At 43.9% G+C, this 25,465-nt stretch carries 19 protein-coding genes; 4 read left to right on the top strand and 15 right to left on the bottom strand.

All coding sequences use genetic code 11. The features are described from left to right. Window positions 1–94 precede the first annotated feature (94 nt). The 15 genes from NST74_RS26285 to NST74_RS26355 all read right to left on the bottom strand — a co-directional run bounded on the left by NST74_RS26285 (window position 95) and on the right by NST74_RS26355 (window position 20,086). The gene (locus NST74_RS26285; RefSeq protein WP_341115290.1) at window positions 95–1,348 is read right to left on the bottom strand and encodes an extracellular solute-binding protein; all 1,254 of its coding nucleotides are present in this window, start codon (window positions 1,346–1,348) and stop codon (window positions 95–97) included. 69 nt (window positions 1,349–1,417) lie between these two features. Then, window positions 1,418–2,221, bottom strand: a complete 804-nt coding sequence (locus NST74_RS26290; protein ID WP_341115292.1) for a response regulator transcription factor — start codon at window positions 2,219–2,221, stop codon at window positions 1,418–1,420. After that, a complete protein-coding gene (locus tag NST74_RS26295; protein WP_341115295.1) occupies window positions 2,218–3,969 on the bottom strand; it encodes a sensor histidine kinase in 1,752 nt (583 codons plus the stop codon). Before NST74_RS26295 ends, NST74_RS26290 begins: the two co-directional genes overlap by 4 nt. Window positions 3,970–4,224: 255 nt before the next feature. Continuing rightward, window positions 4,225–4,596 carry an iron chaperone gene (locus tag NST74_RS26300; protein ID WP_341115297.1) on the bottom strand — a complete coding sequence of 124 codons (372 nt, stop codon included), beginning with the start codon at window positions 4,594–4,596 and terminating at the stop codon, window positions 4,225–4,227. A 787-nt stretch (window positions 4,597–5,383) separates the two neighbouring features. Next, window positions 5,384–6,205: an acyltransferase domain-containing protein gene (locus tag NST74_RS26305; protein WP_341115300.1), complete on the bottom strand. Its 822-nt coding sequence runs from the start codon at window positions 6,203–6,205 to the stop codon at window positions 5,384–5,386. A 316-nt stretch (window positions 6,206–6,521) separates the two neighbouring features. Next, window positions 6,522–6,947 carry a hypothetical protein gene (locus tag NST74_RS26310; RefSeq protein WP_170880365.1) on the bottom strand — a complete coding sequence of 142 codons (426 nt, stop codon included), beginning with the start codon at window positions 6,945–6,947 and terminating at the stop codon, window positions 6,522–6,524. Between the two features lie 141 nt (window positions 6,948–7,088). Then, the gene (locus NST74_RS26315) at window positions 7,089–7,394 is read right to left on the bottom strand and encodes a MerR family transcriptional regulator (protein WP_341115303.1); all 306 of its coding nucleotides are present in this window, start codon (window positions 7,392–7,394) and stop codon (window positions 7,089–7,091) included. A 535-nt stretch (window positions 7,395–7,929) separates the two neighbouring features. Continuing rightward, entirely contained in the window at window positions 7,930–9,762 is a 1,833-nt protein-coding gene (gene glmS, locus NST74_RS26320; RefSeq protein ID WP_042131171.1) for a glutamine--fructose-6-phosphate transaminase (isomerizing), read from the bottom strand. Window positions 9,763–10,400: 638 nt separating this feature from the next. Beyond that, window positions 10,401–11,741: a phosphoglucosamine mutase gene (gene glmM / locus NST74_RS26325; RefSeq protein WP_042131172.1), complete on the bottom strand. Its 1,341-nt coding sequence runs from the start codon at window positions 11,739–11,741 to the stop codon at window positions 10,401–10,403. A gap of 111 nt (window positions 11,742–11,852) precedes the next feature. Continuing rightward, window positions 11,853–13,310 (bottom strand): CdaR family protein, encoded by a 1,458-nt coding sequence (locus tag NST74_RS26330; protein ID WP_341115306.1) that lies wholly within the window; start codon window positions 13,308–13,310, stop codon window positions 11,853–11,855. Continuing rightward, on the bottom strand, window positions 13,303–14,133 hold the full coding sequence (gene cdaA / locus NST74_RS26335; RefSeq protein ID WP_042131174.1) for a diadenylate cyclase CdaA: 831 nt from the start codon (window positions 14,131–14,133) through the stop codon (window positions 13,303–13,305). The genes NST74_RS26330 and cdaA overlap by 8 nt, the downstream gene beginning before the upstream one ends. Before the next feature lie 214 nt (window positions 14,134–14,347). After that, entirely contained in the window at window positions 14,348–14,962 is a 615-nt protein-coding gene (locus tag NST74_RS26340) for a zf-HC2 domain-containing protein (RefSeq protein ID WP_042131175.1), read from the bottom strand. A 121-nt stretch (window positions 14,963–15,083) separates the two neighbouring features. After that, window positions 15,084–15,650 (bottom strand): RNA polymerase sigma factor SigW, encoded by a 567-nt coding sequence (sigW, locus tag NST74_RS26345; RefSeq protein WP_036681288.1) that lies wholly within the window; start codon window positions 15,648–15,650, stop codon window positions 15,084–15,086. Between the two features lie 513 nt (window positions 15,651–16,163). Next, window positions 16,164–18,956, bottom strand: coding sequence for a phosphoenolpyruvate carboxylase (ppc, locus tag NST74_RS26350; protein ID WP_341115310.1), 2,793 nt, complete (start codon window positions 18,954–18,956; stop codon window positions 16,164–16,166). A 236-nt stretch (window positions 18,957–19,192) separates the two neighbouring features. Next, window positions 19,193–20,086, bottom strand: a complete 894-nt coding sequence (locus NST74_RS26355; protein WP_042131177.1) for a LysR family transcriptional regulator — start codon at window positions 20,084–20,086, stop codon at window positions 19,193–19,195. Between the two features lie 167 nt (window positions 20,087–20,253). On the opposite strand from NST74_RS26355, the gene NST74_RS26360 reads away from it, so the two are divergent. The 4 genes from NST74_RS26360 (at window position 20,254) to NST74_RS26375 (ending at window position 25,380) form a co-directional block, all read left to right on the top strand. Next, window positions 20,254–21,222: an ABC transporter ATP-binding protein gene (locus NST74_RS26360; RefSeq protein WP_341115313.1), complete on the top strand. Its 969-nt coding sequence runs from the start codon at window positions 20,254–20,256 to the stop codon at window positions 21,220–21,222. 86 nt (window positions 21,223–21,308) lie between these two features. Then, the gene (locus NST74_RS26365; protein ID WP_341115986.1) at window positions 21,309–22,388 is read left to right on the top strand and encodes an ABC transporter substrate-binding protein; all 1,080 of its coding nucleotides are present in this window, start codon (window positions 21,309–21,311) and stop codon (window positions 22,386–22,388) included. Window positions 22,389–22,393: 5 nt separating this feature from the next. Then, entirely contained in the window at window positions 22,394–24,073 is a 1,680-nt protein-coding gene (locus NST74_RS26370; protein WP_341115315.1) for an ABC transporter permease, read from the top strand. Beyond that, the gene (locus NST74_RS26375) at window positions 24,070–25,380 is read left to right on the top strand and encodes an MBL fold metallo-hydrolase (protein ID WP_341115318.1); all 1,311 of its coding nucleotides are present in this window, start codon (window positions 24,070–24,072) and stop codon (window positions 25,378–25,380) included. The genes NST74_RS26370 and NST74_RS26375 overlap by 4 nt, the downstream gene beginning before the upstream one ends. Window positions 25,381–25,465: the final 85 nt, after the last annotated feature.

Raw genomic sequence — 25,465 nt, forward strand, 5'->3', positions numbered from 1 at the left:
TATTTTTAGATTCAGTTCTATAGAGCGCAAAAAAAAAGAGACATCAAGGCATCTGTACCTTGGCGTCTCCATTATCTGTTTATATTTTTGATCATTACTTATCCGCTTTTAGCGCATCATCCTGCTTCTTAATGAATTCTTCTGGCGTGACTGCTTCGCCGAACAATGCCTGAATCTGGTTCATGTGTATAGTAGAAGCGACCGGTTTCATTTGTGTATCCAGATAAAGAGTTACTTTATTAGCCTTATTTAACTCGTTTAAAAGATCAATGAACATTTGCGGTAGCTTGATGGTCGCAGTATCTACTTTGGTAGCCGGGATTACGCCAGCATTGACAACAGAATGCTCTCCCCACTTTTGAACGAAAAAGCTGACGAATTTTTTGGCTTCGAGAGCATGCTTAGAATTCTTGGAAACGAACAATCCAGTACCTGGACCACCGACCCAATCATCCACGTTGCCTTTGCCGCCTACAACTATCGGGAACTTGAAATAACCGATGTTGACTTTAAATTCTTGGGCTATATCCGTAGTGGTCGTAAAATCCGGCAGCTCCCAAGTCCCTGTTACGAACATGGCTGACTTTCCATTCATGAACTGTACCTTGGCTTCATCATTGGATAATCCGTTGTAACCTTTGATGAATGTATTTAAGTTTACCAGCTCTTGTACTTGTCTTGCCGCCTCTAGCAAGGAAGGGTCTGTGAAGTCCTGATCCGCAACAGCCTTATCCATCAGGTTGGGTCCCCCAATACGATCAGCTAGATACATGTACCAGAAGGAAGCCGGCCAACCGTCCTTGCCACCAAGAGTAACGGGGGTTATACCATTGTTATTTAGTGTTCGAATGATCGCTTTGAGATCATCCAAGGTCTGGGGAGGCTGTAAATTAAATTCTGAAAATATTTCTTTATTATAATAGACTGGGACTATGTTCAGTTCGACAGGAAGAGCATATGTCTTCCCATCAAAGGAATATCCCTCCGTCGTACCGGCTACGAATTTTCCCTTCAACTCATCCTGTAAAAGATCGTCCACGGCTGCAAACTTGCTTCCTCTAACATAAGGATCCATAAAGCCTGCCGCCCAGGTGAATCCGATGTCCGGTAGATCGTTAGATGCGGCAAGCACCTTCAGTTTGCTTTTATACTGCTCATTTTCAAGAACTTCCGTCTTGATGGTGATATTCGGATTAGCTTCTTCAAATTCTCTGATGATTGCTTTCACCATTTTGTTTTGCGCGGAGTTATTGCTATCCGGCCACAGATGCATCATTTTCAAAGTGATCTTCTCGCCGTCGCTCTTGGTGCTATTCCCTTGGTCCCCATTGCAAGCTGTTGTTATCATCAATAATGTTAAGAAAAGTGTACTGTATAAACCGATTCTCTTCGTAGATATCCCCCCCTTGCCAAGCCATTATTGGATATTCGCTTCTATACCATTCCTCATGGAAGAACGATACTGCCCTGGACTCATTCCTTCGTACTCCTTAAACAGCTTGTTGAAATACTTAACAGTCTGGTAACCAGTAAGGCTTGCAATTTCCGCTATGGGCAGATTTGTTTTCAGTAATAATTCCTTCGACTTCTGCAATTTTCTGCGGGCGACGTATTCGCTGAAGTTCATCTGGCATTGCTCCTTGAAAAGGGAACTGAAATAACTCCCATTCAGATGTACTAGCCCAGCTACTTCCTGAAGGCTGATCGCCTCCTCTATATGCATTTCCACATAGTCTATCGCCTGGCGAACCGGGTCACTTAATGTGGCTTCTTCATTTCTTATGGCCATTAATTGCGGATCGGCCATCTTCCGCATGAAGCCGATATGTTCCTGCTCTTCCCCTGCCTTCAGGGCATCCTCCACAGATGCGATCAGCTTTTCCCGGCTAGCTGGCTTGAGCAAATATTCCACTACGGACAACTGGATCGCTTGTTGAGCATACTCGAACTCCGCATGACCGGAGATGAGAATAACGGATGGCTGACGCTGTATCTTTTTATCCCTTATTTGACTAACTAAAGAAAGACCACTGATTCCCGGCATGCGGATATCCGTTATCATAAGTTCCACCGGTGTCTCCTCCAGAATTTCTATAGCGGAGATCCCATTGCTTGCCGTAAGGATCTCATATTGACCGGCTGCCCACACCTCAAGTATTTTCTTCATTCCTTCTCTTGATCTTGGTTCATCGTCGACAATAAGAATCTTTCGGCTTCTCATGGCGTTATGTCTCCTCGGACAGGAATTTTAATGTTTATACGGGTGCCTTGACCCTTACGGCTATCTATGGTCATTACTGCACCCTGTTCGTTTTTTCCTGAAAAAAACAGTTGAAGCCTTCTATGCACATTGGCAATTCCAACGCCGGAATCTTTAGAAGAAGACACCTTCCCGCTTTCTAGCCCTTCCACAAGAGAGCGCAGCATCTCCTCGTCCATTCCCATCCCGTCGTCTTCCACCGTAATGGTGATCCATTCTTCGTCTCCAGCGACCGTTAGCTTTATCCATCCCGGTTCAATCTTGCTCTCGACCCCGTGTAATACAGCGTTTTCCACGAGCGGCTGGAGTAACAATCGAGGTAACTCCACATTCGAAAATTCAGAAGGAGCAACAATTTCCCACTCCAAGCGATCTTCAAATCGCATCTTCATAATAAGCAAATATCGCTTTACATGCTCCAGCTCATCATGTAACTTCACCCATCCCCCTTTACTCGAACCGGTGATAGTATAGCGGAATAAATCAGACATGGCGACAACGTACTCCGCTAGCTGATCTTCATCCTTATCCAGCAGCGACCAGTACAGAACATCCAGAGTATTAAACAAAAAATGCGGATTAATTTGTGCTTGAAGTGCTTTTAACTCCGTATGACTCCGGGATAACTCCTTCTCATAAACTAACTGGATCAGCTCGTTGATATTATCAACCATTTTGTTATAGGAATAATTCAGTTCCTGAATTTCCATAGTGGAAGATACGTTATCGATAGGCTTCAGAATACCTAGACGAGTACTTCTCATAGCTTTGATCAACTTGAATACGGGTCTCGTAATAAGAATTGACAGGAAAAATGAAAGTAAGGTGAATAACAAGGTACCCATCAAAGCCGATACGACGATGGTCGTTCGCAAGACCGATATCCCCTTCGTAATGACGTTAACCGGGGTTAAGATGAGTAATGTCCATCCCGTTACGGAAGATCGCTGTTTGACGACGATAAAGGACTGCTTGCCGATAGAAGCGATCTGATCGTCGGATTCTTCCACCAGCTTTGCTGCTGTCTTTTGCGAAATAGTGTCATCGTTGGACGTGATGAACTGGCCATCAGGAGCAAGGAGCAACACCGTTTCTCCGTCTCCCTCCCCGGACAGGGAACCCTTAAGCGCAAACTTGTCACGGTCTGAGCGGATGAGTAAATACCCGCCTGTCATGAAATGCCGATCGATAAGGCTGATCTGCCTGATCGCCACAAGCGAAGTGGAATCTTGCGGATCGATACCGAACCAGACGAGGCCTCCTTCCTTACTCGTCGCCATTTCAACCCAATCCTCCGGTACCTTATCTCTGAGGGTGCTGCCATCGAGCGGATACAGCCTCACTCCGTCTTTGTTGTAAAGCTCCACAGATTTAATGCCGTCCGTATAGATTTGGACCAGATTGATAATAGATGGCAGCGCTTGCCGCTCTGTAAAGGTAGCGGGATGACCTTCTATATCCCGTAAAAGCAGTTGCTGGATATAATCGTTGGTAGATACCAGCGTCGTCAGAGAATTAATCTGTTCGAGAACGCTTTCCAAACGGCCGTTAGCCTGAATCGCAGTTTGCTGAATATGCTTCTCCGCATTGTTCTTGAGTAGCGTCGAGACCGAATGGAACGTAATCCCTCCAACGAACGTTAGAATGATGAGCATGACGGCGAGAAAACCAAGCAACATTTGATTTCGCAGCGTATTTAACTTTAACATTAATAGTATCCGCCGCATGCAGTCTCTTCCCCTCTTCGTCATATAAGCAAGGAATGATCGCCCCTATCCGGAAAAAGTAAGGGTTTTCAACCTTTTCAGTCATTATATTAGCATGTTTGCTAATGATCCGCTAAGGAAGAATTAAGGAATCGACAAAAACAACTAAAAAAAGTCCCGATGATGTTTTCATCATTGAGACTAATCCGTGGTTTATGATATTCATATCACTAGTAAATCTGTAGCTTTTTTATATTTTCATTTTCGCCAAAACGTTGTACAGTCTGCCTTATCCATAATGTTAAACTCGATCATTTGCTCAAGCAATGAGTAATCAACCGGATGATCCCACCGGATCCGTAACAACTGCTTAGTGTGATCATATCCAGCCTGCACAATTGCATCAGAGAAATGATTAATCCCTGCAATTTCAGGTGCTACAGCCATATGTTGTTTGGATACGCTAAAGCCAATTATATAAGTGTCGTGATCGGTGAACATAGGTTGATTCCACGCAATTTTTGGTTTTAGTTCTGTGAATTTCTTAGTTACCCAACCCAACACCTCTTCCATTCGTTCCCGATGCTGCGGGTTATCAATTTGCGTTAAATATTCTGTAAAAACCTCCATGTTGATCACTCCTAACCTCAAAATCGCCGTTTGTATAGGCGTAGTTTGTACAAAAAACACCCCGTTAGATAATCATATCCAACGGGGTAAAAGGGTGCAACTTTTCATAACGTCGGTTCTCCGGATCTGTAATCCGTGCAAGACGAGCTATCTGCATGTAGGTTAAGGAGGAATCCTATATTTTATCTCAGCCGTTATCTTCTCGCATGGGTGGAGAAAACGAATGTCCCTCGGACCGATCTGAATTATTAGTGCGAAAAGTTTGTTAAACTTAGGATCATCAAAAACCCCCTCGACCTGAGGGGATTTTTTCTATTGCATGTATTATGTCTCTTCTAACATTTCCTACAAGCGCTAATATTAGATGAAGATGACGGAGAGAACGGCTTTTTTATCCCAGTCAGCATATTGATGTTCGACGCGAAAGCCGTGTCGTTTTAATAAAGAATGTAGCGTATCGTGACCCAATGCATGATGTGCTGGCTAGCATCGTAACATTGTGTGCCTGATCGCCATTCTGTCTCCTCTTGAAAGGATAACTCCGTTTCATCCGGTTACGGGCTTCGAATGCAAAGATTCCATTGGAAATGTTTGTGAAAGGTCGTGAGCAAATCGATTTGATCTTGATCACTTAAGAATACCTGAAATGCATTACCAGTCAAATAAATCATCGAAAATCGCAGCGCCATTCCTTACACTAACGTTCTCCGTTATCTTAATGATGCTGTTTCAATACAGTCTGAATTTAACAAATCACCTTTGAAGTTAATACTTAACCTCTCTCCCATTAATCCTTCCAGGGATCTTCGTGCAGTCTTCCGTAGGCTGCGCCAATGCTGCCGCCTTCCATCAGACGAACCTTGATTTTTTTCTGTAAGGATGTATGTTCCGGAAGTTCTTGTATTGGAATATCAGTTCTTCCATAAACCCATCTGATAGAGCTGTCATTCGCATCATCAACACGCATCAAGTCGAATGCCTTCTGAAAACCGACTATATTTGAGCTCTCTTGCAACAGCTTAGCAAGGACTGGAGAAAGCAGCCAGGAATCACATACCATATCCGACTGACCATACTCCGGATAATATTTTGCGAAAAATTCCCTAGCATCCTCATATGACTTCCGCAAACTCTCTCGCCTCATATCTGCGTCAGCAGGGATATGTATATTTATTAATTTCCTTTCTTTCTGCTCAATCATTTCATATTCAAGTACACCGATTCGGAATTCATGAAGTGAAATCTGTCTAGGAAACCACCATCCCCACGTGAATGCATATGTCCCATACACACTGTAATGTTCCATAATGAATCTGGTACAAAACTTCATCGTATCCGTAAAAATTGTCTCGCTAATTCCTCTTTTTTCATATTCCTTATGTGCCTTTACTGCATGTACAAGCATAAAAGAGAGCATTTTGCTCCCATTCGGATCCTCTCCCAGAACGTCTATTAGTTCTTTAACTCCCTTTTCCCAGGCAGACGGATCATACAGAGCAGCAGAAAGAGGCTTAATTGTTTTCTCATCAAATCCGCCAGCAAAGTCAAGCACTTTTCTTTTCATTTGATCTGGTAAACAAATACTTTCACACACTTCTTTTAAATTCATATTTACATTCTCCTGTATCAGATAATAACAACATTTAATTAATTTAGGACCAAATCCAGTCGGATTAAGGTTACAAATCAAGATATACTTCCACAACTCCATGTCCTATAGCTTTTTCTTTCTTTCTGAAAGAAAACAATAAATTGGTTTAATGCTATTTATAGTTGGGATTGTTCCTTAAAAGAAAGGCATATTCTATTATAACCTTACGTGTAAACTGCCTGTTGTCACGGAGCTATCGTTCACCTTTAGCGTGTTGCAAATCACTGGCAGTGATGAAATGCAGTTTAGTTCTTCAAACCTTCCTACTGGTTTGTTACGATTGACCTCCGAACTTTTTTTCCTTCATTCTTGTGCCCAATATGATAAATGCGACATAGATTAGGATGGCAATCGAATCGATTAACGTATCCGTAAGTGCCGAAACATCATAAAATGCTGTTATGCCGAGAATAACCATCAGACGAACGAGCAGAAGTGACGCGATCGTCCATGCAGCAGACCGATTCTTCGATCGCTCGCTTTGCAATGACAGGATAATGAATACAATACCGAAGACCAGATTCTCTGCAGTGATTATGTGCCAGACATACCTAAATATTATCTGTGTATCCACGGCTATATCATTCACAAAGAGCGTCGGCAGTACAACGGATTGCCCGTTCATAGCGTGCGTAACGGCAAACAGTATCGCAAGAACGCCAGCAATCAGATAATAATAATTCTTAATTTTGATGTCCATCACAATCCTCCTTAGTTCCAGGATCCTTCCTGTGAAGATCCCGGTAAATCTCCCGAACGAACACTGCCAGTCGCTGGTCGCTTTCATGATTTAAGTCCCTTAGCGCTTCAACTGCTACGTCGAGCAACTGACTGACCTTTTCTAGATGTGCAATTTTCTTGCGCGTTTTTTGGCATCAAGGAATTCAGCGACCTCCTGATAATAAGCAGGATCTACACTCTGCATTCTGTGGAACTGAAACTTCCCCTTTATTTCTTCTAGAGAAAAGTCCGCATACTGCATGATTTGAATATTCATCAAATCGACGAGGTCGTCCTTCGAATACCTACGGTAAGAATTGTGTTCCCGGGACGGCGATACGATTCCAATACGGTCATAGTACCGAAGCGTATCCTTCGGAATACCAAGGATCTGTGAAACCTCTTTTATAGAATATTGATTTTCCATACATTTACAATAACATTGGAGTTAACTCCAATGTCAATTCTTTTTTTACACGGTATTCAAACAATCTTTATAACTATCCTTCTCGTTAGCGTAACGATAGCCCTCGATTAATGCTTTATTCCTCTATCAAGCTCTTGATAATTTTCAGCTTCTTTGGACACTAGAACGGAGATGTTGTCCGCGCCTAGCACCGCCTGCTCCGAAGTATCTTGGTTTGCGGAACAGCTAGCTGCCTAGCCGGATGGGGTTTGCGCCAGTCTATAACTTTATTTGCTGAGTCTAATACTCTTTTTTAGTTTAGTTCACTATTTTCTTTTTACAGCTCTCATGACTATAAGAATAAACTTCTTTTCAACGAATTATATATTAAAAAAAGCCGCTCAAAATATGAGCGGCTTAATGGTATACAAATGATTTTGAATAGTAATTACGATCTATTTTGTGAAGACACAAACATTATTGTTAGGTTACTCACATTAATACTAGTACCTAACTTTAATGTCATTTTACACACATTGTCTATTCCCAACAAACCCTACTCCACAGTAACACTCTTCGCCAAGTTACGTGGTTTATCCACATCATGACCCAGCGCAAGAGAAGCATAATAAGACAATAATTGCAGAGGTACTACGGACAACGCTGCTGTCAGCATTGGCAGTGTCTTAGGAATCACAAACACTTGATCCACTGATCTAAGCAGGTCAGTCAAATGCTCTTGATGAGTGATCGCAAGCACGTCAGCGCCGCGAGCCTTCACTTCTTTAATGTTGCTCACAGTCTTCTCAAGCACAGCTTCCTGAGTTGCCAGGGCAATAACCGGAACGCCCTCTTCGATTAGAGCCAGCGTACCGTGCTTCAATTCACCTGCGGCATAAGCTTCGGAGTGAATATAAGAGATTTCTTTCAGCTTCAAGGATCCTTCTTGAGCAACAGCGTAGTCTACGCCGCGGCCGATGAAGAAAAGGTTTTTGTGCTCAGAAATTTGTTCTGCATAACCTTTGATCGCTTCTTTTTGAGCCAGGATCTCTTCTACTTGCTCTGGTAGAGCTTGCATAGCTGCTAGAATCTTAGCCACTTGTGCTTCGGTTTGTGTACCACGAACTTCAGCTAAATAAAGAGCAAACAATCCGAAGGCAACCAATTGTGAAGTATAGGCTTTGGTCGAGGCTACTGCAATTTCAGGACCTGCCAAAGTTACCAACACATCATTCGCTTCGCGAGCAATAGAACTGCCCACTACGTTAGTGATCGCTAATACATGTGCACCGTTAGCTTGCGCTTCACGCAGAGCAGCCAATGTATCCGCAGTCTCACCGGATTGGCTGACAACAATAACCAAAGTTTCTGGTGTCACGATCGGTGAACGGTAACGATATTCCGATGCGATATCATTCTCAACCGGAATACGAACCAAAGATTCGATCATAGTACGTCCTACCACACCAGCGTTGTATGCCGTTCCGCAAGCAACAACTTGGATGTTACGGATGTTCTTGATTTGTTCTTCCGTCATGTTCAGCTCTGGCAAAACAACCTTGTTGCCTTCGGCATTAATACGACCACGCATAGTGTCGCGGTAAGCCTTAGGCTGCTCGTGGATCTCTTTCAACATGAAATGCTCGTAGCCGCCTTTTTCCGCGGTAACTGCATCCCAATCGACAGTAATCATTTCCCGAGAAATAAAGTTGCCTTCAATCGTCATCAGTTCGACAGCATCTCTTGTCAGGACTGCCATTTCGCCGTCGTTCAAAATATATACATTACGGGTATACTCAAGCAATGCAGGAATATCTGACCCGATAAAGTTTTCTCCTTCGCCAAGACCGATAATGAGCGGGCTCGCTTGACGCACAGCCACCAATTTATCTGGTTCATATTCAGTCAGGACGCCTAATGCAAACGCACCGCGCATGAAGGTAATCGCTTTTTGCACAGCCTTCACGATATCCCCGTCATATTCACGAGCAATCAGATGTGAAATCACTTCTGTATCTGTTTCAGAGACAAAGTGGCACCCGCCAGCAATCAGCTCTTCTTTCAGATCCAGATAGTTTTCAACAATACCGTTATGAACGACCGAGAACTTCATGCTGTTATCCGTATGTGGATGCGAATTCTCATCGGATGGTTTACCGTGAGTTGCCCAGCGTGTATGTCCGATACCGGCGCTACCTGCCAGTGGGCTGCCTTCCAGCTTCGACTGCAGATTCGCCAAACGGCCTTGTGCTTTCACTACTTGCAATCCTTCCCCAGTGAATACAGCAATACCAGCGGAATCATATCCCCGATACTCCAGCTTCTTCAATCCTTCAACCAAGATCCCCTGCGAATTCTGATTACCAATATATCCTACAATACCACACATTATAATTTCCCCCGTCCGAGTTATCGTAATGTGGCGGCATAAGGAAAGAAACGTGCCGTGCGGCATGTTTTTGAGAAAAAGCAAATATTCTGTTGTGTTTTGGATCAACAAAATAAACTGTCACTTACATCCTATGTTCATGAAATGCACAGCCTTCTTCTCTGCCGTGGCAGAACTACCGTGTTTCTTTACGATGCGCGCACACATGAATTTTTATATTTCTTATGCACCCATGAAAACGTTGTGTGAAAGGTCGCCCTTCCATTTTCCGTCTCCATTTACGGCTCTGGTACATCACCGGGAGGTCCCCGCCGAACATTTCGAACACCTCCACCTCGTCAGCTTACGTCTGCCGTGATCCGGTCAAGCCCTTGTCTACATAACCATGTAGCAGCTTTCCCTTCTCCCCCGCGCTAGACCAAGCTCTGGCGCTTGCTATTGCAAACCTCACAATCCCCGCTTTCCTTCTAGAATGACACTTAATCTATTATATGCACCTTGTAGTACTTTGGCAATGCTGTACCAACCCAAATTTCCATTTCCTGTTCATTGGATCCATCCTATAAGTGATAAACACCGGTGTAATGAGTCCGAATTAATCTCGCTCACTACACCGGCTATATAATTATGGGAATGAATTATACCAATTCGCGTTGAACCACTTCTACAATTTGATTCACATAAAGATCTAGATCTGCCTTATCTGGTCCCTCTGCCATAACCCGGATTAGAGACTCCGTACCGGACGGACGGACAAGCACACGGCCATTGTCGCCTAGCTTGCCTTCTACTTCAGCGATAGCCGCTTCGATAGCCTGGTTGTTAGGATAATTGGTCTTATCCTGAACACGAACATTAACCAGTACTTGAGGATACTTTGTCATCATGCTTTTGAGTTCACTAAGCTGCTTACCTGAAGCTATAAGTGTATCTACCAGCTGAATAGCCGTCAGAATACCATCACCTGTAGTATTATAATCAAGGAAGATAACATGTCCAGACTGTTCTCCACCTAGATTAAAGCCGCCACGGCGCATTTCTTCCATCACATACCGATCGCCCACAGCTGTTTTAGCAGTGTTCAGGGATAATTTCTCGGTAGCTTTGTAGAATCCAATATTACTCATAACCGTTGATACAATTGTGCTATCTTTCAGCTTGCCGGCACGGTTCATTGCATCCCCGCAAATACAAAGGATAAAGTCTCCGTCAACTTCATCACCTTTATTATCAATCGCAATCAATCGGTCAGCATCTCCGTCAAAAGCAAGCCCCAAATCCGCTCCTTGACGCAATACTTCTTCACGCAAAGTCTCTGGATGTGTCGAACCAAATCCAGCATTAATATTCAAGCCATCAGGCTCAGATCCAATAGAAATAACTTCAGCGCCAAGCTCTCTGAACAATCTTGGTGCAAGTTCATACGCTGCGCCGTGAGCACAGTCGAGTACGACCTTGACCCCTTTAAAATCCTGAGAAATTGTAGTCTTCAAATACTCTAAATAGAGGTACTTAGCATCATTATCAACCGTAACCATACCTAAACCTGAACCGATAGGACGCGGCAATTCATCTACCTCAGCATCCATAAGCTCTTCAATACGCAGCTCAGTTTCATCCGTAAGCTTGAAACCATCTCCGCCAAAGAACTTAATGCCATTATCTTCAACCGGATTATGTGATGCAGAAATCATTACCCCTGCATCGGCCTTTAATAATCTAGTAATATAGGCAACAGCAGGCGTACTCACTACACCTATACGGATTACATCTGCTCCAATAGACAGCAAACCAGCAATAAGAGCCGATTCAAGCAAAGGACCGGAAATACGTGTGTCCATTCCGATGACAACCTTTGGTTTATGCACGTTACCCGCTAGTACATATCCTCCGCAACGACCAATGCTATAGGCCATTTCTGCTGTTAATTCACGGTTCGCTACTCCCCGCACACCGTCAGTTCCAAAATACTTCCCCATTATTTTTCTCCTTTGAATACGCTACATTAGCTTAATGTTCTATCATATGACTTGAATACTATTTTGGTGTACCTTTGGGACATATCCTAAAAGACGTATTTCAATAAAAGGTTATGTTCCCCCTGTACCTACAGGATTTTCGGAATTCGTACTTGTGTTAGCTGTGCCGTTATTCTCTGGATTGCTATCTGTCGGGTCAGGCGTTGCTGTCCCACCAGCCTCTCCACTATGGGTGGGCTTCTCAGTGGCTCCCTCATCGCCTATAACAGGCTCAGAGCTTGGCTCAGGAGTAGTTACACTCCCCGTATCTGGATGAGGCGTAGGCACCGGCGTTGCAGGTGATAGTAGTTGCACAGTCACCGTAAGAGGCACGCCTGAATTAGCCAGTGCAATGAATTTGGGCAGTGATACCCGTAAAGAAACCTCATGAGTCCCGGCAGTAAGGCCAGTCACATCTGCCACAACACTTAAATCTTTCTTATCTAGTTGATTTAACAAAGTAGGTGCACCCGTTAAGGTAAGGTCTATATCCTTACTTGGTGGATTAACAATACTTCCCTCTAGCCCATCACCCACACCTTGTAATTTGATGGGTACCGCTTCAACCTTCCGTTCAGCAATTTCTGAAATCGTTAATGAAACATTCACAGTTTCAGGCATGACCTTCTCAGTTCCAGCCGGAGGCTTCAGATCTAACTTCAGCTGCTTCGTTCCTGCAGAATCTATAGCGCTAAGATCAACACTTGCTTCATAGGTTGATAAAGCTGCTAATGCATTTGCTTGACCATATACAACAACTGATTCCAGTTCTGGTGTCACATTCGATAAGACGAGAGAATCTGGAAGTTGACCGGTAAAGCCGATATCCAGTGGCAGGCTCTTAAAAGGCAAAGTAATTGGCAATTCCACCGATACGGTAGCTGGTTCAATTACAGCGTCCTTCACTTCTTTTCCTTCACTATCATAAGCGTGTAGCTTCAATTTCTTCTCTTTAAAGGTTTCATTCTCCCCATTTAGCTCAATGGTGCCTTGTACCTTTACCACTTTGCTTAACTCATTATCAGGAAGCGTAACCTCAACAGTATCTGTAGGCTGCATGACAGGGGTGCCCAATTGATAACCCGCTGCTGGTTCTCCCTTGGTAACCAAGGTTATGGGAAAAGACTTTGTATTTCGCAGCTCTACATGTACGTTGACCTCTTTAGGGGTCATTCTGACGAGCGTTACACCTCTAGGTAATGAATAAGAGAGTGGCAACGTATTATCTCCAGGCTCAACCTTACTTAGATCAAGAGTCACTTTATAGTCGTCCGAGAACTGAAAGGAGATATCAGAGTTCTTCCCCTTAACCTCCATACTGACACTATCTACATCCTTGTATTCCAGCACATATTTATCTTTATCTAGACCGACCTCTTCGATCTTTACATTCTCAATAATCTTCGACTTAGTATCGACCGTGGTCTGTCCAACAGGTGCTGTGTCGACACGGACCATTGTAAACAGAATAATCCCAAACGCAAGGGCAAGAATCTTATTGAAATTGTTATTGCTCATCCACTTATCCATGATTTTTGTCCCCCTTCCGTTTCCAGAAAGTTGAACCTTTCTCCTTCAGCGATGAACTTACACTTAGCTCTTGATGGAGCTTCGAAATCATTGATTCTTCTTTAATGTCCCTCACAATTTGACCATTGATGGCCAGAGAAATCTGTCCTGTCTCCTCTGAGACAATGACAGACACAGAGTCCGCAACCTCACTGATCCCTATAGCTGCACGATGCCGTGTCCCCAGTTCCTTGCTAATAAAAGGGTTCTCAGACAAAGGTAAATAACAAGCAGCGGCGGCAATCTGGTTTCCTTGCATAATAAGGGCTCCGTCATGCAGAGGTGTGTTAGGAATAAAGATGTTAATCAGCAACTCCGAGCTGACTAGAGAACGCATGGCGATACCCGATTCCGTATATTCATTGAGGCCTGTCTCTCGCTCGAATACGATTAATGCCCCTATTTTTCTATGTGATAAATAATTTACGGCTTTAATGACTTCGCCAATTAATTTACTGAGCTCTTCATCACTTTCCCCAGCCCGTCCGAAAAATCTGCCTCGTCCAAGCTGCTCCAGTCCCCTTCGTAGTTCCGGCTGAAAAATGATAAAGACCGCCAGCACCCCGAATGTAAACATTTGATTCATTAGCCATTTGAGCGTATAGAGATCTAGGATGGTACTCACAGCCCAAATCAAAACCAGTACGAGAATCCCCTTTAGCAGTTGAATCGCTCGAGTTCCGCGCACCATATTAAGCACTTTATAAATAATGTAGCTGACGATCAAGATATCAATTATATCTTTAATGGAGTCTTTCCATGTTAAATCTGTAAAATAACTCATTGCCTAAAACCCCCGTCATTTCATATTAGCTGGGTTTATGTAAAATGTCTGTTAGATCTATATCATATCTAGGTTATAACGTTCGGGCTCCAGTTGCAAGTTTAGTACCTCACGCATTTTCTAAATTTTCTAAATTAAGGCAACAAAAAAGCGCCATCTTTCCGGAAAAAGAGGCGCAAAATAATATTCCAGCTCAAGGTAACCACTGCCCGCATTAACGGTAGGCAACTTCAGAGAACATGTTCGTCACTTTATACCAGAGCCAACTTACTGCTTGGTCTATGCTTTTGACTTGCCCAGAAATATGAGCCGTTGAAGCCTGATACAAAGAGCCGTCAATAACTGTTACGTTGCCGTTCACTTCCCCATATACCTGTGCTTTACCATTCTCTATGGTAAGGTCACCGGTAATAATCTTGCCGGAAGGTACGATTACAGTATCCCCTTTGATGACCACTTGATCCAGATCTACTCCTCTAACTACAAGTTGTCTATCTGGACTCCAAAAAGTTACGGTGCTCATTAGCATTACGACAAGAAACAGAGATGCCGCTGTAAGTGCAGGGTGTCTCTTGATCCAGGTAATGAAAGCTTTTTCTTTCTTGGACTTTGGCAATGAACTCATTATCCGGCTCACAAGATCATCTGAGGCGACGGGATTCTGATGCATAAGGGAGAACATCAACATATCTGTCTGTTCTAATTCTTTAAACTTTGCACGGCAATCTGGACAGGATAGAAGATGCTCCTTCAATTCCCTCTGCTGCTGTTCGGGCAAGTCGTCATCCAAGTAATCGTGCATCATAGAGACGGCCAGTTTGCATTCCATAGGAGCCAATCCTTTCATGAGTGCTATTTAATTATCCTAAGACAAAGGGTCAGGACACATAAGACTTGCTTAACTTACATACGTTGCTCTTCAAAAGATGTTTCATAAAAAAAATCAATTATTACATTTTCGGGCCTAATTTTTTACGCAAAAATTCACGACCGCGGTGAACACGCGTTTTAATCGTGGTAACAGGCATGTCGAGCACATCACTGATCTCCTGAAGTGATAAATCCTGCAGGTATCTAAGAATCATTACAGACCTGTATTTCACAGGCAGACTGTCAATCGCCTCATAGATTAGCCCCTGCGTCTCAGAGAGCAGTAATTCGGTCTCAGGTGTCACATTATCACTTGGAATCAATGAATAGCCGTCAAGGCCCTCCTGATCGTTCATTTCTGCATCGAGCGAATAGGTTGGTTTCCGTTTACGTAATCTATCAATACAGAGGTTCGTTCCAATCCGATAAATCCAGGTAGAGAACTTCTGTTTATCATCATACCGATCCAAGTTTCTATACACACGCAAAAAAGTCTCCTGAACAATATCCTCCGCCTCATGGCGATTGTTCAGCATCCGGTACGCCAGATGATATATTTTGTCTTTATATAGTTCCACAAGCTCGGCAAATGCCCTTTGGTCGCCTTTTAAGGCGAGCTTTGTCAATCTGCCTTCCAAATTCTCCACCTGTTAACTCCCCCAGACTTGCCGCCCTTGGTATTTATTTTGAAATATCCACGGTACAAGCAATTAAATCGTAATTCAAGTTTGTATAAAAATCAAGGATTGTATTGTAACCTTCTCTGTAAACTGAGTTAATTTCTAGGAATAAAAGATAGGGTGAATCCAATGACATTCCTAAGAATGTTGGACTTTCGGTCGCTGTTATCCTCTGATTTCCTGATTATAAACCGCATATAGCAGTCGAAATCTGAGGATAAAGGCGAACGCTGGCGCTCCTACAGTTCCAAAATTCTTTTCCATGCACTCTTTCCCCTAATTTTATATCCCTCCTAATTTACCTCCGATTACATCTCGGTTACTTGGGTAGGGTAAAAAAAGAAATATCGGGTTTGACTCTCCAATATTTATGAACAAGTAAAATCCACAGCAACAATAATTAGTTTATGATCATAACAGCTCGTATTAAGCACAAAAAGTCCGCCCAATAAAGGGCGGACTTTTTGTGTTAAGACTATATCAGCCGGTATTCCGAAGGCCGGCGGCAATGCCATTGATAGTAAGCAATACTTCGCGAAGCAATTCGCTATCGTCTCCATCGACTTCACGGAGCGCTCTAAGCTCAGATAGCAATTGAACCTGCAGGTAACTAAGTGGATCAACGTAAGGATTGCGGAGTCTAATTGACTCCTGAATCACAGGGACGTTATCCAAGATATCCTGCTGCCCAGTAATCTTCAGGATCAGCTCAGAGGTCAGTTTGAATTCATCTTCAATCTGGCCGAAGATCCGTTGACGTGCTTCCTCGTTCTTGCCCATGCTGGCGTATTCCTTAGCAATGATCAAGTCCGCTTTTGAAATAGCCATTTGCAGCGTATCTATCAGTGTAGTAAAGAATGAGAAGTTCTCATACATATGCTGCATTATCTTCAGATTCTCTTCCTTACCCTCATAGAAACTCTGCAGTCCGGTTCCAGCAGCATACCACGCTGGAAGCAAATAACGGCTTTGTGTCCACGCAAATACCCACGGAATTGCACGCAAGTCTTCAAAGCGATCACTGTTCTTCCGTTTGGAAGGGCGTGAACCAATATTAAGCTCTCCAACCTCAGGCAGAGGTGTGGATTCTTTGAAGTAAGTCAGGAAGTCCGGATCACGGAATATCAAATCCTGATATTTGTGAAGCGAAACTTCAGAGATACGGGCAACAATCTCTTCCCACTTCTTTTCATATAAATCCGCTTGTGGAATTCTCGCATTGATCGCTGCAGTCACAAGCGCAGATGTCGCTTGCTCTAGACTACGGTAAGCAATCCCTTGCATCGAATAACGGGAGGAGATTACTTCTCCCTGCTCGGTGATCTTAATGCCTCCGCCAATCGTCGAGGCTGGCTGAGCCAGAATGCTGCGGTTAAGCGGCATGCCGCCACGGCCGAGCGCTCCACCACGACCGTGGAAGAACTTCAGCTTGATTCCGAACTTATCGGCTGTAGCTGTAATCTCTTTCAGAGCAACACGCAGTTCATAGTTAGCGGTAACCACGCCGCCATCTTTGTTACTATCTGAATATCCAAGCATGATTTCCTGCAAATCATTCATTGCTCTTACTGCATCGCGGTAGATAGGCATGCTGAGCAATCTATTCATAATTTGTGGTGCTTCATGCAAATCATCAATCGTTTCAAAAAGTGGCACAGCTTGCAGCGTACATACGACTGTACCGTCATTATCTTTGCGGAATAGTCCTACCTCTTTGGAGAAGACCATAACCTCCAGAATATCGCTTGCCGCTTCTGCCATACTGATCAGATAACTAGTGATACATTGTTTGCCGTACTCTTCTTGCGAAGCGAAGATCGTCCGGTACACTGCAAGACATTCCTCTGTACCCTCACTATACGTCTGATAAGAAGAAGTGATTGGACGTGGATCATTCAACAGCTTCTCCAGTAGCTCAATCTTCTCATCTTCAGACAGTTTGGAGTAATCCGGCGTAATGTTCATTTTCGCCAGAATTTCAGTCATAGCATTCTCATGTTCTTGACTGTGCTGACGCACATCAAGTGTCGCCGTATGGAAACCGAACAGCTCCACTTGGCGGATCAATTTCTTAATATAAGTGTCGGCCACATAATCGGCATAGTGATGCCGTAAGCTGCGGTCAATCACGTTCAAATCATCGATAAACTCTTCAGGTGTAGAATAACGCTCAAGAGTATCTTTTTTCTCATCATCCAGAACATTTTGTGTCTTGGAGATCATATAACTAAGCTTAATACGGTAAGGTTCATTGTCATTGCGCCATTCTTCCATCTTGCCGAGATTGATGATCTCACGATCAGCTTCGATGGATTCAATGAGCTCCGGCGTTACCTTAACAATACTAGTGCTAAAGCTTAGATATTTCATGAGTTCACGCATAATCCGCTGATATTCCCGAATCGCCAGCTTACGCTGCATACGCAAAGTCTGTGAGGTAACTGTGGAAGTTACCGAAGGGTTACCATCGCGGTCTCCACCAATCCATGAACCAAAACGCAAGTAGGTTGGTACATGCCAGTTCTGTCCTGGGTAGTATTTACTCAGACAACGTTCAAGTTCTTGATAAACGTCCGGCAATACATGGAAAATCGTCTCGTGGAAATAGTACATCCCATTGCGCACTTCATCGAGTACTGTTGGCTTGCGGTCACGCAGTTCATCCGTTTGCCATAACGTAATCACTTCATTTAATAACTTCTCACGGAGCTGTTCACGCTCCCGGAAGGTTAAAGTAGGGTTATCCAGACCCATAACATCATCAGATATCCGCTTATGAATATCGAGAATAGCACGGCGCATAGCTTCCGTAGGATGTGCCGTCATTACAAGTTCCAGAGATAATCCTGCAATAATCTCGTTAACTTCCTCATGAGAGAAATCACGTTCACGAAGCTCTTTAATCGCGCTTTCTATAGAACCGGGTTGGACTGTCTCCCCAGCTGAACGTTCATAGTCACGTTTGCGGCGAATCCGATGGTTCTGTTCGGCAATATTCACGAGCTGAAAATAAATGGCGAACGCTCTTATTACCTGATGACGGTTCTCTGGATCCAAAGAATTGATTAACTCCTTAAATTCACTGTGCAGTTCAGGTAAAAATAGTGAGCGCAGCGATTTACTGGTTTCGCGAATTTTCTCCACGATCTCTAGTAGTTCGTTACCGCCTTGGTGAACCAAGACCTCTCCTAAAATGTTCCCCAAGAACCGTACGTCCCGTCGCAGCAGATTGTTAGAGTTGCTTTTGCTGACGGTAGTCGTAAGTTCGGTCATGCTGCTCCCCCCATTCTCTTCCGGATCAATGTGTTAATTATTGTCTGTCTAAATATCTTCTATTAAAGCTTTCCTCATATCATACAATAAAACCGCGTGAAAATCTCCAACTTTTTTGTGCTGTAAAGCGACACAGTAATTAAGATTATACACCAATTTCTCAATTTATACAGTCCTTATATTTTATGTATTCTTTCTTATATATAATGGCTCTAGAATGCCTTCAGTATGTGTATTTAAATACGGAGTGTTCGGATCTGATCGATGAACAGGCCAATAAGCGGAGAATAATGACGATCGCGGTTATACGAATAATAAATATGTCTTTGAAAATTATAATCTGGAATGGTGCGCATTAGCAATCTTCCTCTGGCTACCTCGTCCTCCACAGCAAGCCGCGAGATAAACGAAACATACTTTCCACTCATAAGTGATTGCTTTATGGCCTCCAGTGAATCCAGCAGAATATAGGTTCTGGGTTCATTCCCTTCACGCTCAAACCATTTATCCGTCAGTTGGCGTGTACTTGATTCCTTGTCATGTAATATAAAACTCGCTGAAGCAATCATAGCCGGGTTTAAATTAGAAAATGCGGCAAATTCGTGGGATGGCGCAAAAACAAGCACAAGCTCGTCTTCACACAAAGCTTGAGTATGCAGATCAGGCAGATAGAAAGATTCCGTAGACAAAATACCAAGGTCAATCTCATGACTAGCCAGCATTTCTTTGATCACAGGGGAAGGCTTAACCGATAAAGAGATCGTAATCCCCGGATGTTGTTCTCCAAACAGCCCTAATATTTTCGGAAGAATATAAGTAGCTGGAACGTAACTGGCACCAATCTTAAGCGTTCCCCGACCCGCCTGACTGAACTCTTTTACAACCCGCTCCGCTTCTGCAGCCAGTGCATTGATTTTAGTCGCATAATGAAGAAACGCTTTTCCACTCTCCGTAAGAATCATTTTATCCATTCTGGATTCAAATAACTTCTCCCCCAATTGCTGCTCTAAATTCTTCAAATGATACGTAACGGTGGGCTGCTTCAGTCCAAGTTTATCGGCCACTGTGGTTATTTTTTTATGTTTATTTAGCAGTTCTACGATTTCCAGCTTGATTAAATTAAGGTTCATTATCATCCACTCCCTCGCCTATTCCCTAAACGGTACCATAGAAGAATTCTATGAATGTTAAAATAAATCGGCAAAAAAGTTAATATCACAGTTACATTCAGCAAATATAGCGGGAATTCTTTACCTTTACACTAAGAACAAGCTTAAGAACAGGCAGGTAGATAGAGATGAAGGAAATTACAATCCATAGATTGGAAAAGAAATTCGGAGATGTGCATGCCTTGAAGGCTGCAGATCTGAAGATTCCCGCTGGAAGCTTTACGACATTACTCGGTCCTTCAGGTTGTGGAAAGACGACACTACTCCGTCTGATTGCTGGGCTAGAAACACCGGATTCTGGAGAAATCCTAATCGATGACGAGTTTATTTTCTCAGGTAACAAAAAAATTAGTCGCCCTATCCATAGCCGAAACTTTGGGATGGTCTTTCAAGATTTCGCACTCTGGCCGCATCTAACTGTCTTCGAGAATGTCGCCTTCGGACTTCGTGCCTCTAAGCAGAAAAAGGATTTACGGATTAGGGTTCAGCAAGCCCTTCGTTCCGTAAAGCTGGAAGGACTGGAGCTGCGCTTTCCCCATCAGCTATCCGGTGGACAACAGCAACGGGTTGCTTTTGCCAGAGCAGTAGTGACTAGACCCCAGCTTGTATTGTTCGATGAGCCGTTAAGTGCACTGGATGCGGTCTTGCGAGATGAAATGAGGCTGGAGTTAACCTCCTTGGTGAGGAACATGGGCATTACTGCTCTATACGTCACCCATGATCAAACCGAGGCGATGTCTATGTCAGATGAAGTGGTCGTGATGCAAGGAGGAACTATTTTACAAACAGGTTCACCTGAGGAGATTTATCAGAAACCAAATCATCCTTTTGTAGCCCATTTTATTGGAAAATCCAACTGGATCCTTCCCGATAAGCAAATGCTTCGTCCGGAACATTTACGTTGGTCTCAGGAGGATGCTTCCTCTCTTCCTTTTACGGGGACGATTCGACATGTGAGCTATATGGGTGATCGCTATGAGGTCATTCTGGACATGGAGAACCGAACTACTTGGACCGCTTATCATGATCAACGTCTACCTGTTGGAGAAACGATCCAGGTCTACGCTTCTGAGCACCAGATCCATCATCTGAATTAAGCGTCCACTGCATGGAATAGCTCGTATGATGCTGTTCCATGCAGCAAGATGCAAAAAATATTAGGGAGGCATTCACATTGAAACCAATGAATAATACTAAAGGACTTAGCGCACTTCTTCTAACAACTATAATCGGAGCAAGTCTAGCCGGCTGTAGCTCTACTAACACGCCTGCAGCTAACGCAAGCAATCCAACCTCAAACGCTAACACTACAGCTCAAACTGAAGCACCACAACCAACAGAGAAAGCTCTAAGTGGCAATCTTATCGTCTACAGTGCAGGTCCAGAAGGTCTAGCCAATAAAATTAAAGAAGGCTTTGAAGCCAAAACCGGCATTACGGTCGAAATGTTCCAAGGTACTACAGGAAAAATATTAGCCCGTATGGAAGCAGAGAAGTCTAATCCGGTAGTCGATGTTGTCGTTCTTGCCTCCCTTCCGTCTATGCAAGGGATGAAGAACGATGGATTATTACTTCCATATAAAGAAGCAGTGAATGCAGATAAACTCGTAAGCGATTGGTCAGACACAGCAGATGGAAATTATTTCAGCTACAGCGCATCCGCACTGGGGATTGTCTACAATACAAAAAAAGTTAGTACGCCTCCGACTTCATGGGATGATCTCACTAAAGCGGAATGGAAAGGAACCGTCAATATTCCAGATCCTTCGCTATCTGGCTCGGCTCTAGATTTCGTAACTGGATATTTAAGCGCTAAAGGGGACAGCGGCTGGGATCTTTTCAAACAATATAAAAGCAATGATGTAGCGATGGCGGGCGCCAATCAAGAGGCACTTGATCCAGTTATTACCGGCGCTAAATCCGTCGTTGCTTCAGGTGTAGATTATATGGCTTATAAGGCAAAAGCTGACGGTGAGCCTGTAGATATCGTCTACCCTGCTGAAGGAACAGTGATCAGCCCTCGTCCGGCTGCGATTATTAAGACAAGCCCAAATGTAGATAATGCTAAGGCTTTTATCGACTATCTTCTATCTGATGAAGCCCAAGCCCTTGTAGCCAAAGCTTACTTATTACCTGGCAGAACCGACGTGAAAGCAGAGAATCGTGCGAATCTCGATGAAATTAAGACATTTGATGTGAAATGGGAATGGATGAACGAGCACAGCGATGAAGTTTCCTCGACCTTCACACAAATTTTTAAATAAGCGTAATGAATATTAACTCTTTACGCTCATTTAAATGGGTGAGCGGCGGACTTGCTTTATTTATACTGGCAGTGCTCGTACTGCTGCCACTCCTGCTCATTTTTTGGACCAGTATCTATCCCAATAAGCAGCTGGATATAGCCGCGCCACTACGAACCATTATGAGTAGTCATGACCTGGTTGAGGTACTGCTGAATTCTATCGGGCTCGGGGTAAGCGTTATTCTACTAACTACGCTATTTGCACTACCTCTGGCCTGGATTATGGCTAAAACGGACTTAGGGCATCATAACTGGCTGGATGTTGTGCTGCTTATCCCATTTATGACGCCACCATACATTGGTTCAATGGGTTGGATGTTATTTATGCAGACAGGCGGGTATATGGAACAGTTTCTGCCCGCTTCCTCCGTGCTGACTCCGTATTTCTTTAGTTATGAAGGGATGGTGCTGATCATGAGCCTGCATCTCTTCCCATTCCTGTATTTGCTGCTGCGCAATGCGCTTTTGCAGATTGGGGGCAATCTGGAGGAAGCAGCCTCTGTTCATGGCGCTCCGTTCTTTTACAGATTTAAAAGAGTAATCATTCCCTTGCTGTTATCCAGCTATGGGCTTGGAGCTCTTCTCATCTTCGTCAAAACGATTGCCGAATTTGGTACCCCTGCGACCTTTGGTCGTAGGATCGGCTTTTACGTTCTGACCTCTGAGATCCATAAGTATATCTCTAGTTGGCCAATAGATTTTGGAAAAGCTACTTCACTAGCTTCCTTGCTGCTCGGAGTTTGTCTCGTCATGTGGTACATCCAGACTCTAATAAGCAGCCGCTTCTCTTATCGCTTAATAGGCGGAAAAGGGACGCGTACCAAACGTTATAGAAGTACGGGAATCGTAGGGGTCCTTAGTTGGGGGTATGTCGTTCTATTACTGCTATCATCCATCGGCATTCCATATTTCTCAATCATAACAGCCTCATTATTGAAGCTGCGAGGAGAAGGCGTATCTTGGAGCAATTTAACTTTAAAACATTATGCAGAGCTGCTATCACCGGGTTCTCAAGGACTTGAAGCCTTATTGAATAGCTTTACATTAGCCATTGTTGCTTCCAGTATCGCTGTTATCCTTGGGACTTGGTTTGCCTTAACCGTAGGAAAAGGGGCTACATTCAAGCAGAAAATTACAGATTTGTTCAGCCTACTTCCCAACACAGTTCCTGGAATTGTAATCGTAGTGGGGTTAATCCTGCTATGGAATGCTCGCTGGATGCCTATCCCGCTCTATAATACCTACTGGATGGTTGTGCTAACCTACGTTGTGCTATTCATCCCCTATACTGTTCAGTATGTAAAAGCGAGCTACGGGCAGATTGATTCTTCCCTCATGCAAGCGGGACAAGTATTCGGAGGAAGCAAGCTTTATGTGTTCCGCCGTATCCTGCTCCCACTTATTCTACCGGGGATGGTGGCTGGATGGATGATGACCTTCACCATTTCCAATCGGGAACTGGTAGCCTCCTTACTCATTCTTCCACCTTCAATGCAGACCTCGGCGACCTATATTTTTGCCCAATTTGAACAAGGTGCAGTGGCGATGGGGATGGCCATGGCAGTAATCTCTGTCGGCGTTACCACTATATTACTACTAGTATTAGAATATTTAAGCCCAGATAGAAAGCGGAGACAACGATGAGCACACTAACGATTTGGGGAGGGGCCGGAGAGCATGGCCGTTCCTCCTATCTTTTGCAGAAGAAAGATGGGCAATCTGGTATTCTACTCGATTGTGGTGTCAAAAAAGAAGGTCCAGGTGAATACCCCCTGCTAGACACAGACATCATCCCACATTTGCAGGCCGTGTTTCTGTCCCATGCGCATGAGGATCATTCCATAGCACTTCCCCTACTATATAAGTACGGATATTCAGGTAAGGTATGGACAACGAAAGCTACTGTTAAACAGCTTCCCGATTACTTCGAAGCATGGGATAAATACGTGGCCGCTCAGTCTGTATCACTACCTTACGAAGAAATAGATAAACAATCTATTGAGTTCATGTATTTAGAGGAGCATATCCCCCCTCAGACTTGGCTGAGGATTGCCCCTAATCTTCGAGTACAATGGGGGCGAAGCGGACATTTAGCAGGTTCGGTCTGGCTGATCCTCGAATGGGAGAGAACAGTCGTATTTTTCTCAGGGGATTATACGAAGGAGTCGCTGCTGCTCATGGCAGATTCACCAACGATTATGGAAGCCGGAGCTAAAGATGTCGTCGATCTATCCATTATCGATGCCGCCTACGGCGCGGATCCTGATGAGCAGCTTGTAAAGTTACAGCAATTAGAGTCTGCGATCTGTAGCACGCTGCAAAAAGGGGGATCCATCCTCCTGCCGGTGCCTATCCATGGCAGAAGCCAGGAATTGATCGTATGGGCAAGCGAGTGTTTCCCGGATGATCAGCTGATCGTCGAAGAAGAGCTCATAGCACCTTTAAGAAGTTTGAGCGATAAGACCGAATGGCTGAAAGAGGGCGCTATTCAGCGCGTAGATACGCTTTTTAACAGAAAGAACTTGAGTATTGTATCTAATGCAGACGAACGTGCAAAGGCATTGTTGAATCTTAAGGGTGCAATCGTATTTACCAATGACGGGATGATGCAATCGGCAAAAGCACAAGCGTACTTTCATCAGCTCTCTGCTTCTCCTGACAACCATGTGATCTTCACGGGACATTTGGCGGCAGGTAGTTTCGGGCACCGTCTCGTTAAAGGGTCTTTGGGAGAAGAATCTAGCAACACGAGTTGTACAATCTCATTAATTCGCTATAAAGTCCACCAAGGCTTACCGGACATTCGAGAAATGCTCCAAACGGTTCCCAGCCGCCGGTCGGTGCTCGTTCATGCTCCCAAATCGCATATTGATCATGTCACTTCTATATTAGAAGGAGAAGGTTTTGCAGGGCTGTACTCTTTGCTGCCTGGAAGTACGCTTTCGTTCTAAAGTTTAACTATGTAGTCTCGTTAGGAGAAAATAGGGCTCTTCCTTAGGTCTATTCAGACGTTTTGGAACAGCCCTTTTTTATGAT

The organism is Paenibacillus sp. FSL F4-0125 (assembly GCF_038008565.1).
Classification (GTDB): Bacteria; Bacillota; Bacilli; order Paenibacillales; family Paenibacillaceae; genus Paenibacillus_AQ.

What these genes read in the sequence shown, in the direction of transcription:
- NST74_RS26285 (WP_341115290.1), bottom strand. Translation starts at nt 1,348, where the DNA reads ATGATAACAACAGCTTGCAATGGGGACCAAGGGAATAGCACCAAGAGC.
- NST74_RS26290 (WP_341115292.1), bottom strand. Translation starts at nt 2,221, where the DNA reads ATGAGAAGCCGAAAGATTCTTATTGTCGACGATGAACCAAGATCAAGA.
- NST74_RS26295 (WP_341115295.1), bottom strand. Translation starts at nt 3,969, where the DNA reads ATGTTAAAGTTAAATACGCTGCGAAATCAAATGTTGCTTGGTTTTCTC.
- NST74_RS26300 (WP_341115297.1), bottom strand. Translation starts at nt 4,596, where the DNA reads ATGGAGGTTTTTACAGAATATTTAACGCAAATTGATAACCCGCAGCAT.
- NST74_RS26305 (WP_341115300.1), bottom strand. Translation starts at nt 6,205, where the DNA reads ATGAATTTAAAAGAAGTGTGTGAAAGTATTTGTTTACCAGATCAAATG.
- NST74_RS26310 (WP_170880365.1), bottom strand. Translation starts at nt 6,947, where the DNA reads ATGGACATCAAAATTAAGAATTATTATTATCTGATTGCTGGCGTTCTT.
- NST74_RS26315 (WP_341115303.1), bottom strand. Translation starts at nt 7,394, where the DNA reads ATGGAAAATCAATATTCTATAAAAGAGGTTTCACAGATCCTTGGTATT.
- glmS (WP_042131171.1), bottom strand. Translation starts at nt 9,762, where the DNA reads ATGTGTGGTATTGTAGGATATATTGGTAATCAGAATTCGCAGGGGATC.
- glmM (WP_042131172.1), bottom strand. Translation starts at nt 11,741, where the DNA reads ATGGGGAAGTATTTTGGAACTGACGGTGTGCGGGGAGTAGCGAACCGT.
- NST74_RS26330 (WP_341115306.1), bottom strand. Translation starts at nt 13,310, where the DNA reads ATGGATAAGTGGATGAGCAATAACAATTTCAATAAGATTCTTGCCCTT.
- cdaA (WP_042131174.1), bottom strand. Translation starts at nt 14,133, where the DNA reads ATGAGTTATTTTACAGATTTAACATGGAAAGACTCCATTAAAGATATA.
- NST74_RS26340 (WP_042131175.1), bottom strand. Translation starts at nt 14,962, where the DNA reads ATGGAATGCAAACTGGCCGTCTCTATGATGCACGATTACTTGGATGAC.
- ppc (WP_341115310.1), bottom strand. Translation starts at nt 18,956, where the DNA reads ATGACCGAACTTACGACTACCGTCAGCAAAAGCAACTCTAACAATCTG.
- NST74_RS26355 (WP_042131177.1), bottom strand. Translation starts at nt 20,086, where the DNA reads ATGAACCTTAATTTAATCAAGCTGGAAATCGTAGAACTGCTAAATAAA.
- NST74_RS26360 (WP_341115313.1), top strand. Translation starts at nt 20,254, where the DNA reads ATGAAGGAAATTACAATCCATAGATTGGAAAAGAAATTCGGAGATGTG.
- NST74_RS26365 (WP_341115986.1), top strand. Translation starts at nt 21,309, where the DNA reads ATGAATAATACTAAAGGACTTAGCGCACTTCTTCTAACAACTATAATC.
- NST74_RS26370 (WP_341115315.1), top strand. Translation starts at nt 22,394, where the DNA reads ATGAATATTAACTCTTTACGCTCATTTAAATGGGTGAGCGGCGGACTT.
- NST74_RS26375 (WP_341115318.1), top strand. Translation starts at nt 24,070, where the DNA reads ATGAGCACACTAACGATTTGGGGAGGGGCCGGAGAGCATGGCCGTTCC.